Origin of the sequence: Halorubrum sp. GN12_10-3_MGM, from assembly GCF_005435235.1 — an archaeon.
In the GTDB taxonomy this organism is placed as follows: Archaea; Halobacteriota; Halobacteria; order Halobacteriales; family Haloferacaceae; genus Halorubrum; species Halorubrum ezzemoulense.
In genome coordinates, this window is sequence record NZ_SGUB01000005.1 from 80,644 (window position 1) to 94,080 (window position 13,437).

Consider the following 13,437-nt stretch of genomic DNA (forward strand, 5'->3'; position numbering starts at 1 on the left):
TCTTTTACTCCGTCGCCGCGCCGCCGGGTCGGGGCGTCGCTCGGCGCGCCGGCGACCGTGCCGGTCACTGCGCCCCGAACGCCCGCTCGAAGGCCGGGACGTTGATCTCGGTCATCTGTTCGAGGTAGCCGTACCCGGCGTCGTTCCACTCCCGCGTCGTCCCCCCGGCCGGCGTGACGGGAACCGCCTCCGTCGCGCCGCTGTTCTCGACGATCGACTCGGCGAGCCGCGGCGACTGGAACCGGTCGTACAGCACCACGTCGATCCCCTCCGCGTCGACGAGGTCGATCGTGTCGGCGATCTCCGACTGGGTCGGCTCGTTCTGCGGCGAGACGCCCACCGGCGAGCGGAGCCGGAACCCGTAGCGCGCCTCCAGGTACTGGAAAGAGTTGTGGCCCGCCAACACCGCCACGTCGCGCGCGGCGTCCTCGGCGATCGACCGGAAGGCGTCGTCGATCGCGTCCAGATCCGCGGCGTACGCCTCGGCGTTGGCGGCGTACGCCTCGGCGTTGTCCGGGTCCGCCTCGCCCAGCCCGGTCGCGATCGTGTCGACCATCTCGGCCGCGAGGACCGGGTCCGTCCAGACGTGGGGGTCGTACCGGGTCCCGTTGTCGTGGTCTCCCTCATCGTGGCCCTCCCCGTCGTGGTCCCCCTCGTCGTGGCCCTCCTCGTCGTGGCTCTCCCCGTGAGAGTGGTTCCACTCGAGCAGATCGCCTTCGAGCCCGTCGAGCACGTCGACCGTGGCGACCGTGTCGTAGTCGCTCTCCAGCGTCGCCGCCAGGTCCTGCGCCCACGCGAACTCCGGACTGTCGAGGTAGACGAACGCGTCCGTCGCCGCGACGTCCGCCGCGAGGGTCCCGTCGGGCGTCCACCCGTGGCCGAGCTGGCCCACGTCGACCGGGTCCTCGAAGCTCGCGTTGTCGCCCGCGACCTCGTTGGCCCAGTCGTTGAGCGTGAAGAACGCGGCGTACCCGGAGTCGAACTCCTCGGAGCTGCCGCCCCCGTTCCCGGTACACCCCGCGAGCGACGCCGCCGTTCCCGCGACCGCCAACCCGGCACCGCGCCGCAGCACCGACCGCCGTGAGTGAGTCATACCGATCTGTAACGCGGATTAATAGAAAAAAGTTATTATTTCATAACTCAGTCTTAATAATCTCGCCCCCGAAACCGACCGTCGATTAACAACGCCGGAGTCGGAGCGGCGTCGGGCCTGTCGCGACGCCGCCTCATTCGGTGAGGTCGACGACCGCGGCGTCCGCGAGGTCGGCGAGCGTCTCGGGGTCGACCGCGAACACCGCGCTCGGCGTCCCGGCGGCGCCGTACACGGTGTCGTACTCGGTGAGCGTCGGGTCGAACACCGTCGGGAGCGCGGCGTCGTGGCCGATGGGCGGCACGCCGCCGATGCTCCAGCCGACGACCTCGCGGATGCGCCCCGGGTCGCCCATCTCGGCGTCGTCGGCGTCGAAGTGGTCAGCGACGGCGTCGAGGTCAAGCCGGTTCGCGCCGCTCGTGATCGCGGCGACGAGGCTTCCGTCTCGGTCGCCGCCGGAGAGCGAGACGACGATCGTCGACGCGATCGCGCCCGTCTCGCGGTCGAGCGCGTCGGCCGCCGCGGCCGCCGTCTCCGTGCCGGCGTCGAACTCCAGCACGTCGATTTCGACGCCGTACCGCTCCCGAGCCCGCCGTTCGAACTCCGCCGCGCGTGGGTGCATGCGATACGAGACCGCGCCCCGCGGACATCAACCTCTCGGAGGCGGTGAAACTGCGGCGACGGGCAGAGTCGCGGTCCGCGTCGTGGTCGGTGTCGCGAGCGCGGTCGGCGTTGCAGTCGCTCTCCGGGCGCGGTCGCCGTCGCCGGGCCGTCAGGACCCGTTACCGGGTCCGGAGTTCGTCTTTGTCCTTGATCACGCGGGCGTCGCCCTCGCCCGAGGTGACCTCGTTGACGAGGTCGTAGAGGTCGTTCTGGAGCCCGGCCGGGAAGGTGAGTACCCCAACCCAGGAGCCGTCGTTCTGCCACTCCTCGCGCTCAAGGTCGCCGAACTCCCGGATCTGCGCCTGTCCGGACCCCGCGTAGTCGGCCGGGAGCTGGACCGCCATCGTCACCTCCTCGAACCGGATCGGGATCACCGGTCGCAGCGCGTCGAGCGCGTCGTCGACCTGGTTCTCTACCGCTTCCATCGGGTCGATCTGGAACCCGGCCTCATCCAGCGCGCGCTCGATCCGTTCGGGCGGGTGCGGCGAGTCGTCCATCTGCGGGTTCACGGCGTTGCGCGTGATGGTGGTCACCAGCTGATTGTGCTTCCGCTCTTGCATCTCCGCGCGCTGCTCGGCGGTGATCTGTATCTCCCCGCGATCGACGACCTCCGGAATGATCGAGAGCGGATCAGTGGTGCCGAAGACGGTCTCTAAATCCTCCTCTGCCGGTCGGTCGCCCCGCGAGGCGTTCTCGAAGACGTCCTCCGCGGCGATGACCTCCTCTAAGTCACCGTCGAACTCGCCGCGCTTGATCGCGAGCGCGGCGTCGGGGTCGATCAGGACCTCGAAGCGCTCCCCGTGTGACTCCAGTCGGGCCGTCACGGCCTCGTCGAGCGATATCATACCGGACGCTACCACCCCCGCGGGCAAAAAGCCTCCCGCCGCCGTCTTCGCCGCAATGAACCGCGGCGTCCGGTCGCGGCGCCCCCGCGCCGACCCGGCTACCCTCCCGCAGACGGCCGCTCGTCGTCCCACTCCTCGCGGCACGACTCCGAGCAGAAGTGTCGGTGGACGATGTCGTCGCCGTCGACCCACGTGATCGTTCGACGACCGCTCCCCAGCGCCGGCTGGCCGCACGTGGCGCACCCGGGCGCGGACTCCTCGTCGACGTCCTCCTCGAGGTCCGAGGTCGGATCTACCATACCTCCCCGTACGTCCGGGGGCACTTGAACCCGCGAAGGGCGGCAGTTCTGGCCACGACGACGCCCGACCCTCGGCGGGACGGGTCCGGCAGCTACCGCCTCGTTCGCGCGTCGCGGTCGGTCGCCCTGCGCGACGGGTGTTCGACGGTGATCTCTCGGTCGGGGCTCGGCCCGACGACGGTCCGCTCGCGGCCGTCGGGCCACCGCACGTCCACGCGCAGCGGCTTCGCGCCGCCGAGCCCGAAGTGCGCGACCGGCTCCGTCTGACAGAGGCAGCCGCCGCCCGCGTCGATCGCCCGCCGCTGGACGCCGTCGGCGGTCTCCAGCGTGACGACCGCGCCGCGCGCCGGCGCGCCCTGCCGCGTCGTCGGGCGCACGCGGAGCCAGCCGGCGTCGGGCGCGTCCGTGGCGCCGTACACCGTCACCGGCTGCGCGGCGACCTCGCCGTGGACGACGAGGAGTTCGAGGGCCCCGTCGCCGTCGACGTCGGCCGCGACCGCGCCGGTGCCGAACCCGTCCGGCTCCGCGGCCGCCCCGAGCGAGACGGGCTCCCACTCCGGCGGCTCGCCTGGGCGGTCGACGCGCTCGAACAGCCGGTTCTCCGCGCCGCAGACGTTGAAGAAGAGCTCCTCGCGCCCGTCGTTGTCGAAGTCCGCGGCGACAACCGTCCGGACCGCGCCCACCTCGCGGAGCGGGGCGGGGGCCACGTCGTCGTAGCCGCCCGCCGGCGAACAGCGCAGGAGGCGGCTGGGCGCGGCCTCGTTGCCGACCGCGAGCGCGAACGTCCCGCCCTCGTCGACGACCGCCGCGCCGCGGGTGTCGCCGCTGGGATCGGAGAGGGCGGGACCGCCGTCCGTGCGGTCGTAGTGGCCGTCGCGGTTGCTGAACAGCCGGTTCGGTCCCCCCTCGACGCCCGCGAACAGGTCGCCCTCGCGGGAGCGGTACGGGACCGCGAGCAGCGACCGACAGCCGCCGTCGACCTCCAGCCCGACCGCCTCGGCCATGTCGGTCACCTCGCCGTCGTCGCCGAGCTCGTAGAACGCGAGCGGGGCGGCGTAGCCCGAGACCGCGACGCCGTACCGGCCGGTCCCCAGTCGGTCGAGCGCCGCGACCGACCGGCCCGCGCGGACGTCGAGGCGGTCGGCGTTCACCTCCCGCGCGAACACGTCGGTCCAGCGGTACCGGTCGGCCTCCAGTCGGCTCAAGAGGAGGTCGGGGTCGCCGCCGTCGACGCCGCGCGCGCAGTTGTGGACGTACACCTCCTCGCAGCCGTCGGCGTCGAGGTCGGCCGCGCACACGCCCATCCCGTGGCGCGTCCCGTCGGCGACGATCCCGCAGGCGGTGTCGACGTAGCGGCCGTCCTTCCGGGCGTACAGCCGATTCGGCTCGCCGTAGCCGGCGACGAAGACGAGCGGTCCGTCGCGGCCGGGCGTCACCGCGACCCCGTATCCGCGCATCGGGCGTCCGTCGTCGAGGAGACCGGACCGCTCCGTGAACATGGCCGCCCGTCACCGCTCCGAGAATATGAACGCACGGGTTGGATACGAGCGGCTCCCGCGGTGAGAAATGGTAACCGAGGCTATAGGTTCCGCTCGATGTACCGGTTCACCCGCGATATCCGGTCGGCGTCGAACGTCCACAGCCCGCGCCAGACTCGCGGCTCCGTCTCGACCGCGAGGAGTCCGACGCCGCCCTCGACACCCCGCTTGAGGTCGCTACTCGGGTCGCTCGCGGCCGAGTGCGGTCCCTCCGGCGGTCGGTACACCACGAACCAGCTATCTGTGAAGTCCGGGTCGTTCCCGGCGTGGATCACGGCGTCGAGGTCCGCCGGGAGCCTGTCGGGGACCCCGTAGAGGTGCGTGTCGACGGCGGTCTCGGTGACGCGCTCGTAGACGTTCCGCGTGCCGACCTCGTCGTCGATCCGCGAGAGCCGCTGGAACGACGAGCGCAGGGTGCCGTCGCCGGCGGCCCACGCCGCGCGCTCGATGAACCGCGAGATGGTGATGAGGAGCAGCTTCTGTCGGTTCGATTCGGGATACCCGCGGAGCGTGAACGTCGCGTCGCCGAGGCCGCTTATCACCGACGGGAGATCGACGTCGCCGAGGGACCGGCTGCCGGTGACGTACAGGTCCGAGTTGACGAAGAGCACCGCGTCGCCGAGTTCGGCGAGCGTCGAGCCGGCGACCACCTCGCCGCCCTCCATGAGCAGCACGAGGTTCTCGATCTCGTCGGGGTCGCCGCCGTCGAACGGAACGTCGTCGTGGCGGCGAAGCACCTCGACGTCGAGGGAGGGGACGGTCCCGGTGTCATCGTCGAGCACGCCGGTCGTCGCCAGTTCTCGGGCGGTGAGACCGTGCGTCCGCTCGCCGCTCGCGGCTCCGGCTGGCCCCGCGCCGTCGGTGACTCGTCGATCGCCCGAGCCGGTGATCACGCGGCCGTCGACCACTCCCACCGCGTCGTCGCCGAACGTGTCCACGAGCATGTTCAGCACGGGGTCCGGGTCGGTCCGGTTGACGATGACGACGGAGCGCTCGGGGCCGTCGAAGCGATCGAGAAACTGTTCGAGTGTCACGTGTACCGGTGTGGGCGTGTCCTCCTCATAAGGATTCTCGCACAGTTATCGCGTCCGATAACCACCGGTGAGCGGGGAAACCGCGACGTGCCGAGTCGGGTCCGGCGCGGGGGCGGAGCGACGGGACCTTACGCTCCCAGCGCGTCCTCGAGCAGCTGGAGCGGGTGTTCGATCTCGTAGCCGGTCCCGTGTTCCATCTGCATCGCGCAGGTCGGGCACTCGGTCATCCCGACCTCGCCCTCGGCGTCCTCCATGTGCTCGAACATCTCCGCGCCGATCTCCATCGACTTCTCGTACTTCTCCTCCTTCCAGCCGTAGGTGCCGGAGATGCCGGAACAGGAGTCGCCGACGTCCTCCATCTTCACGCCGTCGACGTCGCGGAACGTCTCGACTGCCTGCCGGGAGAGCCCCTGATTCCGGGCGTGACACGGCGCGTGATACGCGAAGGCGCGCTCGTCGTCGAGCCCGCCGGCCTCGTCGAGCGCCTCCTCTAGGTCCTCGTGGATGCGGAGGTACTCCAGCGCCTCGAAGGTGTGCTCGGCGACGTCGTCGATCCCGTGGAGGTCGAACAGCTCGGGGTACTCCTGGCGCAGCGACAGCGAACAGGAGGTACAGGAGGCGATCACGTCCGCGCCGTCGGCGATGGCCTCGACGAGGTTCTCGACGTTCGTCTCCGCGTGGCGGCGGGCGTCCTTCAGCATCCCGTTCGCGAACATCGGCGTGCCCGAGCACTTCTGGGGCGGGACCATCACCTCGTAGCCGAAGTGCTCGTAGACTGAGACCAACGCCTTGCCGACCTCGGGCGTGTTGTAGTTGGAGTAGCAGCCGTGGAAGTATGCCACGCGCTTGTCGGGGTTCTCCACCTGTGCGCCGCCGCGCGCCTTCCACCACTCGCGGAACGTCTCCGTGGCGAACTCGGGGAAGTCGCGCTCCTTCGGGATCCCCATAACCTTCTCCATCGCCCACCGCGCGGGGCCGAAGTTCATCGCGAACGATGCGGTCCGGGGGAACATACTCGCGAGGCTCGCCGAGGTGCGGTAGTTCGCTAACACCCGATTCCGGATGTACTCGACGGAGAGCTTCTCCATCTGGCGCTCGACGAACTGCCCGCGGGCCTCGTTGTGCATCTGGGAGAGCGGCACTCCCGAGGGGCAGGCGTCGTCACAGCGCATACAGTTCGAACAGGAGGTGATCGACTCGTCGATGTCGTGGTCGTCCTTCCGTTTGAGCCGCCACTGCTCGGGGCCCTGGAACTTCGGCCCGGGGAACTCGTCGTCGACCTCAGCCACCGGGCAGGAGGTATCGCAGCTCGTACACTTGTAACAGGAGTCGGCCCCCTCGCGGAGGTCGAGGTCGCCGCCGGGGAACACGTCGACCGGGTCGTACGCGTCCGGGTCGAGCTCGGTCGAATCCGCTCCGGCCGAGGCGCTTTCGACGCCGCCGTCGGTTGCGGCGCGGTCGCCCGCGGTCGCGTCCGTCTCCGCGACTTCCCCCTCGTCGGGGACGAACACCGACGGCTGCTCGTCGCGGCCGGACTCCGGGACGCCCGGCGTCGGCCCCTCGTAGCCGCCGTCGCTCGACTCGGTCGCCTCGTTCGACTCCCCCGCGTCTCCGTCGTCGTCCGTGTGTCGTGTCATTGGTTCGCCTCCGTCGCCGCCTGTCGCCCGGCCGCGAGGCCGGTCGCAAGCGACACCCCGCTCGCGGACTTCTCCCGCGCCGCGTCCGCGCCGCCGACGACGCCGCCGGCCGCGAACACGTTCTCGTACTGTACCGTTCCCTCGGCGTCCGTGGGGCGACACCGCTCGTCGGGCCGGACCCCGAACCGCGCGTACGGCTGGTCGCCGAACGCGTCGTCGACGAACCACTCGTACCGGTCGTCCGGCTGGTCGACGTGGAGGTCGAGGACGGGCTCCCGGACCCCCTCCCGGTCGGAGTCGAGCCCCTTCCCGACGAGCCCGCCGGTCGCCAGCACGAACGCGTCGGCGCCGTACGGCGCCGTGCGACCCTTCCGATCGACCGCGACCGTCTCCACGCGACCGCCGGTCGCGGACTCGACGCCGACGACGGGGTTCCCGGTCTCGAACCGGACGCCCTCGGCGTCGAGCGCGTCGAACAGGCGGTCTTCGAGCCGCAGGCCGGGGAGGCTCGGCGGGCCCATCGGGATCTCGAACACGTCGGCGCCGAGCCGGTCAGCGAGTTCTTCGCGGACCTCCTCGCCCCGGTCGTCGCCCAGGAACGCGGGGAAGCCGACGCGCTCGACGCGGTCGACGCCGCCTGCCTCGTCGACCACGTCGTGGAGGTGCGGCGCGACCGCCTTCGCGAGCGCCTCGCGGGCGGGGACGCCGTCTATCTCCTCGTCGTGGTCGAGCGCCTTCGCGAGCCGGGTGATCTTCGCGTCGGCGCGGAACGCCTCCGCGAACTCGACCTCCGCGCCCGCGGCGTCGAACGGCACGCCCGCGGCCTCGAGCCGCCCCGCGAAGGCGCGCGCGTCGTACTCCGTGAGCGACCGGAACCCGACGACCAGCATCGGGCGGTCGTCGCTCGCGAGCCCCGCCTCGGCGGCCGCGGGGTAGCGCGCCGTCGGCTTCACCGCGCCGCCGAACGTCGGGACGAGGGCGTTGCGGTCGGTGTGGCCGCCGCGGTACGCGTCGCCCGCGAGGTCGTCGAAGAGGTCGAGCCCCTCCCGGAGCGCGTCGCTCCCGACGACCCGATACGGGTGCGACTCGGGGAGCCGGTCGATCCCCTCAAACGGGTCGGCGAGCGGCCCCTCCGGGTCCGGCCACTCGTCGCGGTCGAGGTTCCGGCCCGCGGTCGGCGGCCCGTCCCGGAGCGGCTTCGCGGGCTCGGTCGCCGGGACGTAGCCGAGCGCGTCGATCAGCCCGGAGGCCTGCCGCAGCGTGCTCGACTTGTGCGAGACGAGCCGCACGTCCGCGCCCTCGCGGGCGGCCGAAACCGCGGCCGTGATCGCGGCGAGGCCGCCGCCGATCACGAGCACGTCGCTGTTTATCGCCATCAGCGCCCTCCGTCGGTGGCCGCGTCGTCACTTGCGCGGCCCCCGTCGGTGGCCGCGTCGTCGCTTGCGCGGCCCCCGTCGGTCGCCGCGTCGTCGCTTGCGCGGCCACCGTCCGCGGCCGCGGTCCCCGTGTCGCCGCCGGAGCCGTCGGCGCCCGGCGCGTCGGCGCCCGCGTCGAACGCGCCGAAGTCCACCTCGCCGTCGAGGTTCGCGGGGTCGCCGTCGCGGTTCATCGTGGTCGCGTGGAGCAGGTGGTTCAGCATCGCCTGCGAGAGCTGTTCGCCCCACAGCGCGTGGCGCTGGCCCTTCCAGCGCTCCTGGTACAGCTCGTCTTCCGCGTCGCGGACGACCGGCTCGGGGTACTCCTCGGCGAGCTCCGACGCGATGCGGTGCGTACAGAAGCCGCCCTGGCAGTTCCCCATCGAGGCGCGGGTCCGCAGCCGGACCGCGTTGAGGTCGGAGCCGGCGTCGTCGACAGCGTCCTGGACCTCCGCGCGGGTCACGCTCTCGCAGTTACAGACGATCGGGTTCGGGTCGTACTCGTCGAGCACGTCGTCGGCCCGGGAGCCGAGCCGCTGGCCCGAGCGCCGCGCGACGGGCGACCGGAGCCCGAACTCGTCCATCAGCTCCTCCATGCGCGCCGGGTCTTCGGAGCCCGGCAGCGGCGCCTCGGCGGTGTCGCAGGTCGCCTCGTGGCCGAGCGTCTCGCAGACGTGGTCGGAGATGGACTCGGCCATCATCCGGTAGGTGGTGAGCTTCCCGCCGACGATGGTCGTCATCCCCGGAAGGTCGTCGCGGTCGCCGTGGTCGAGGAGGAAGTAGTCGCGCGTGATGTCGGTCGGGTCCTCGGTGCCGGTCCCCGGGGGTTCGTACAGCGGGCGGACCCCCCAGAACGAGCGGAGCGTGCGGGCGTCTTCGAGCGCCGGCACGAGCTCCGAGAGCGTCTCGATCATCAGGTCGACCTCCCAGTCCTCCTCGGGGTAGTCCTCGGGGTCGTCGACCTCCTCGTCGGTCGTGCCGAGGATACAGGCGGTCTCGTGGGGAACGATGATGTCGGCGTCGCCCTTCGGCCGACAGCGGTTGATCACGGTGTCGACCTGCCGGGTGTTCATCACCGTCATCACGCCCTTCGAGGGGCGCACCTCCACGTCGACGCCGGCCATCTCGCCGACGTTCCCCGCCCACGCGCCGGTCGCGTTGACGACGTGCCGCGCGCGGATCTCCTCGGTCGTCCCCGGCTCGCGGTGGACGCGCTTCCCCGGTCCCGTCTCGTGTTCGATCTCGACGCCGACGACCTCGCCGTCCTCGACGAGCACGTCGGTCACCGGTGCGTGGGTCTCGATTCGCGCGCCATGCTCGCGGGCGTCCGCGGCGTTCGACACGCAGAGCCGGAACGGGTCGATCGCGCCGTCTGGTAAGGCGATCGCCTTCTCGACGTCGCGCGCGAGGTACGGCTCGCGACGGCGCGCCTCCTCGCCGTCGATCACCTCGGCGGGAATGTTACACGCCTTACATCCCTCCAGCTTCTCCTGGAAGTACTCCTCGGAGTCCTCGGGTCGCTTGACGAACATTCCCCCCGTCTCCTCGACGCAGTGGGCCGCGATGTCGCGGAGAACTCGGTTCTCCTCGATACACTCCTCCGCGCTCTTCTGGTCCGAGACCGCGTAGCGGCCCCCGCTGTGGAGGAGCCCGTGCATCCGTCCGGTCGTGCCGTGCGTCAGGTTCCCCTTCTCGACGAGGACTGCGTCGAGCCCCCGTCGCGCCAGGTCCCTGACGACGCCGCACCCCGTCGAGCCCCCACCGACGACGACGACGTCCACTTGTCTGTCCATGCGAGCCACTTGGACCCCGACCACTTTACTTTACCTCCCGAGGTGCCCCACCCATAACTATCACGGATATTCAAGTAGTGTAATCCCTGCCAGCGCCGATTTATTTATATACTAGACTTTTTCATTCGCGCCGATGTCCGGATTTCAACAGGAAGATTATTATGGTAGTACATTATGTTCACGATCGGCGTGGTAGCTTCCGTGAAGATATGTCGCGGCGGCGGCGGTGCGTCTTCCGGCCGTTTCGGTCCGGCTCCGGACGGGTCGGCCTCGACGGTCGGACGCCGTGACGGCGAACGCGACCCCGGATTCGCCCTCGACGACGAGGCCGAGCCGGTCGCCGACGCACGCGGACCAGCGCCACAGGAGGGATCCACAACATGACACAGTACGTCGGTGCGATAGACCAGGGGACGACCGGGACTCGATTCATGGTGTTCGACCATGAGGGCCAGGTCGTCGCGAACGCCTACGAACAGCACGAACAGATCTACCCGAACCCGGGCTGGGTCGAACACGACCCGATCGAGATCTGGGAGAACACCCAAGAAGTCGTCCTCGACGGGCTCGCCGAGGCCGGGCTCGACGCCGATCAGCTCGAGGCCATCGGCATCACCAATCAGCGCGAGACGACCATCGTCTGGGACAAAGACTCCGGACGGCCGGTCCACAACGCGCTGGTGTGGCAGGACCGTCGGACGACCGACCGCGTTGAGGAGCTACAAGAGGACGAGAAGGTCGAGGAGATCCGCGAGAAGACCGGCCTCGAGGCCGACGCGTACTTCTCGGCGACCAAGACCGAGTGGATCCTCGACAACGCGGAGCCGCTCAAGATGCAGAGCTCGCGCGGCGGCGACCTCCGCGACCGCGCTCGCGCAGGCGAACTCGTGATGGGCACCATCGACTCGTGGCTCATCTACAACCTGACGGGCAACCACATCACGGACGTCACGAACGCCTCCCGGACGATGCTGTACAACATCCGGGAACTGGAGTGGGACGACGAGCTCTTAGACGAGTTCGACGTGCCCAAGGAGATGGTGCCCGAGGTACGCCCCTCCTCCGACGAGGACTACTACGGCCACACGGACGCCGACGGCTTCCTCGGCGAGGAGGTCCCGGTTGCCGGCGCGCTCGGTGACCAGCAGGCCGCGCTGTTCGGCCAGACCTGCTTCGACGAGGGCGACGCGAAGAACACCTACGGCACCGGCTCGTTCTACCTGATGAACACCGGGACCGACGCCGTCGAGTCCGACCACGGACTGCTGACGACGATCGGGTTCCAGATGTCCGGCGAGCCCGTCCAGTACGCGCTCGAAGGGTCCATCTTCATCACCGGCGCCGCCATCGAGTGGCTCGAGGACGTCGACCTGATCAACAACGCGGCACAGACCGCGGAGCTGGCGCGCTCGGTCGACTCGACCGACGGCGTCTACATGGTCCCGGCGTTCACGGGACTCGGCGCGCCGCACTGGGACGGCCGCGCACGCGGGACCATCGTCGGGATGACCCGCGGCACGAGCAAGGAGCACATCGTCCGGGCGACGCTCGAATCGATCGCCTACCAGACCCGCGACATCGCTGAGGCCATGGAGGCCGACTCCGGCGTGGAGACCACGACGCTCCGCGTCGACGGCGGCGCGGTGAAGAACAACTTCCTCTGTCAGCTCCAGTCCGACATCATCCAGACCGACATCGCGCGGCCCGAGGTCGACGAGACCACCGCGCTCGGCTCGGCGTACGCCGCCGGGCTCGCGGTCGGCTACTGGGACAACGTCGACGAGCTGCGCGACAACTGGCAGATCGACCGCGAGTTCACGCCCGAGAAGGACCAGGCCGATGTCGACAAACTCTACGGCCGCTGGGACGACGCGGTCGAGCGCTCGAAGAACTGGGCGATCGACGAGGAGGACGAATAGATGAGCGTCGAACTGCTGCCGGAACTGGCCGTCGCGGCCGACACCGTGCTACAGGTCGGCTACGACCCGGGCGCGCCGACCGACGTGATCCAGAGCCTGACCAATCCAGCGATCCTTCTCGGGGCGCTCGCGGGCGGCGCCTTCGGGGCGGCGCTCGGCGCCCTGCCGGCGTTCATCTTCACGGGCTTCCTCGTGATCGGCGGGTCGCTCGGCGGCGGTGGATTCGGCGTGGACGTCGGGTTCGGTCCCGTCTTCGGCCCGCATATCTCCTTCGCGGGGGGTGTCGCGGCCGCCGGTTACGCTGCCAACAAGGGCTATATGGAGTCCGGATTCGACTACCACAACGCGAAGGACATCGGCTTCGCGCTGGGGAGTAAACCCGACATCCTCGCCGTGGGGGCCGTCTTCGGCGTCTTCGGCGTCCTCATCGAGCAGCTCTCCCGGCAGCTGGCGATCCCGGTCGACCCGATCCCGGTGAGCATCGTCATCAGCGCCCTCGTCGTTCGGGCGGTGTTCGGATACAGCATCGTCGGCAAGGTGAGCGACAAGGCGAACGGCTACTTCGACATGGGGCCGTTCGAGCGCGAGCAGATGCGCGAGCCCGGCGAAGTGGTGGGCGACGGCGGCAAGGCCAGCGAGGACCGCCTCGCCGTCGAGCCGTGGCTGCCGAACATGTACAAGTGGTCGCACGTCGCGGCGATCGGCTTCTTCGCCGGTCTCGCCTCGGCCGTCATCACGTACAACATGATCACCGGCGGGCACGGCCTCATCGCCGTGTTCGCCGGCTTCGGGATCAGTGCCGGGTCGCTGCTGTTCCTGAACCTCGGCGTCGACCGGATCCCGGTCACCCACCACATGACGCTGGCGGGGTCGACCGCCTTCCTCTCCGTGTGGCAGGGAGGCATCACGACGCTCACGGACCTCTCGGCGGCCGACCTGACCGCGCCGCTGGCGTTCGGCGCCGCGCCCGCGCTGCTGTTCGGCGCGCTGTTCGGCGTGTTCGCCGCGGTCGTCGGTGAGGCGTCGCAGCGCGTGTTCTACGCGCACTCCGACACGCACTTCGACCCGCCGGCGGCCGCCATCGTGGTCTGGTCGCTGACGCTCGGCCTGCTCGTCATCGCCGGACTGCTCAACTGGGCCGTCTGGATCCCCGGCACGGGGATCTAACGCGTCCTCACTTTCGGCAGGGGTCTTTTATTATGGC

11 protein-coding genes are annotated in these 13,437 nt (G+C 70.2%); 2 read left to right on the forward strand and 9 right to left on the reverse strand.

Annotated features, from left to right (window positions below; genetic code table 11):
* Positions 1-64 precede the first annotated feature (64 nt).
* The 9 genes from EXE47_RS05690 to glpA form a co-directional block, all read right to left on the reverse strand.
* The gene (locus EXE47_RS05690) at positions 65-1,093 is read right to left on the reverse strand and encodes a metal ABC transporter solute-binding protein, Zn/Mn family (protein ID WP_137708087.1); all 1,029 of its coding nucleotides are present in this window, start codon (positions 1,091-1,093) and stop codon (positions 65-67) included.
* Between the two features lie 133 nt (positions 1,094-1,226).
* The gene (locus EXE47_RS05695) at positions 1,227-1,712 is read right to left on the reverse strand and encodes an aminoacyl-tRNA deacylase (RefSeq protein WP_049929852.1); all 486 of its coding nucleotides are present in this window, start codon (positions 1,710-1,712) and stop codon (positions 1,227-1,229) included.
* A gap of 160 nt (positions 1,713-1,872) precedes the next feature.
* The gene (locus EXE47_RS05700; protein WP_089307763.1) at positions 1,873-2,598 is read right to left on the reverse strand and encodes a ribosome assembly factor SBDS; all 726 of its coding nucleotides are present in this window, start codon (positions 2,596-2,598) and stop codon (positions 1,873-1,875) included.
* Between the two features lie 98 nt (positions 2,599-2,696).
* A complete protein-coding gene (locus EXE47_RS05705; RefSeq protein ID WP_049929846.1) occupies positions 2,697-2,897 on the reverse strand; it encodes a hypothetical protein in 201 nt (66 codons plus the stop codon).
* A gap of 92 nt (positions 2,898-2,989) precedes the next feature.
* Positions 2,990-4,396 carry a CRTAC1 family protein gene (locus EXE47_RS05710; protein WP_049929844.1) on the reverse strand — a complete coding sequence of 469 codons (1,407 nt, stop codon included), beginning with the start codon at positions 4,394-4,396 and terminating at the stop codon, positions 2,990-2,992.
* A gap of 80 nt (positions 4,397-4,476) precedes the next feature.
* A complete protein-coding gene (locus EXE47_RS05715) occupies positions 4,477-5,469 on the reverse strand; it encodes a hypothetical protein (RefSeq protein ID WP_049929843.1) in 993 nt (330 codons plus the stop codon).
* 128 nt (positions 5,470-5,597) lie between these two features.
* On the reverse strand, positions 5,598-7,106 hold the full coding sequence (locus EXE47_RS05720; RefSeq protein ID WP_086215701.1) for an anaerobic glycerol-3-phosphate dehydrogenase subunit C: 1,509 nt from the start codon (positions 7,104-7,106) through the stop codon (positions 5,598-5,600).
* Positions 7,103-8,482, reverse strand: coding sequence for a glycerol-3-phosphate dehydrogenase subunit GlpB (gene glpB / locus EXE47_RS05725; RefSeq protein ID WP_089307762.1), 1,380 nt, complete (start codon positions 8,480-8,482; stop codon positions 7,103-7,105). Before glpB ends, EXE47_RS05720 begins: the two co-directional genes overlap by 4 nt.
* Positions 8,482-10,314, reverse strand: a complete 1,833-nt coding sequence (glpA, locus tag EXE47_RS05730) for an anaerobic glycerol-3-phosphate dehydrogenase subunit GlpA (RefSeq protein ID WP_086215703.1) — start codon at positions 10,312-10,314, stop codon at positions 8,482-8,484. The genes glpB and glpA overlap by 1 nt, the downstream gene beginning before the upstream one ends.
* Positions 10,315-10,694: 380 nt before the next feature.
* On the opposite strand from glpA, the gene glpK reads away from it, so the two are divergent.
* Entirely contained in the window at positions 10,695-12,233 is a 1,539-nt protein-coding gene (glpK, locus tag EXE47_RS05735) for a glycerol kinase GlpK (RefSeq protein ID WP_049929837.1), read from the forward strand.
* The gene (locus tag EXE47_RS05740; RefSeq protein ID WP_080508546.1) at positions 12,234-13,400 is read left to right on the forward strand and encodes a hypothetical protein; all 1,167 of its coding nucleotides are present in this window, start codon (positions 12,234-12,236) and stop codon (positions 13,398-13,400) included. It begins immediately after the preceding gene.
* Positions 13,401-13,437: the final 37 nt, after the last annotated feature.

Bases quoted from the DNA above. Each gene is read 5' to 3' on its own strand.
- EXE47_RS05690 (WP_137708087.1), bottom strand. From the start codon at position 1,093: ATGACTCACTCACGGCGGTCGGTGCTGCGGCGCGGTGCCGGGTTGGCG.
- EXE47_RS05695 (WP_049929852.1), bottom strand. From the start codon at position 1,712: ATGCACCCACGCGCGGCGGAGTTCGAACGGCGGGCTCGGGAGCGGTAC.
- EXE47_RS05700 (WP_089307763.1), bottom strand. From the start codon at position 2,598: ATGATATCGCTCGACGAGGCCGTGACGGCCCGACTGGAGTCACACGGG.
- EXE47_RS05705 (WP_049929846.1), bottom strand. From the start codon at position 2,897: ATGGTAGATCCGACCTCGGACCTCGAGGAGGACGTCGACGAGGAGTCC.
- EXE47_RS05710 (WP_049929844.1), bottom strand. From the start codon at position 4,396: ATGTTCACGGAGCGGTCCGGTCTCCTCGACGACGGACGCCCGATGCGC.
- EXE47_RS05720 (WP_086215701.1), bottom strand. From the start codon at position 7,106: ATGACACGACACACGGACGACGACGGAGACGCGGGGGAGTCGAACGAG.
- glpB (WP_089307762.1), bottom strand. From the start codon at position 8,482: ATGGCGATAAACAGCGACGTGCTCGTGATCGGCGGCGGCCTCGCCGCG.
- glpA (WP_086215703.1), bottom strand. From the start codon at position 10,314: ATGGACAGACAAGTGGACGTCGTCGTCGTCGGTGGGGGCTCGACGGGG.
- glpK (WP_049929837.1), top strand. From the start codon at position 10,695: ATGACACAGTACGTCGGTGCGATAGACCAGGGGACGACCGGGACTCGA.
- EXE47_RS05740 (WP_080508546.1), top strand. From the start codon at position 12,234: ATGAGCGTCGAACTGCTGCCGGAACTGGCCGTCGCGGCCGACACCGTG.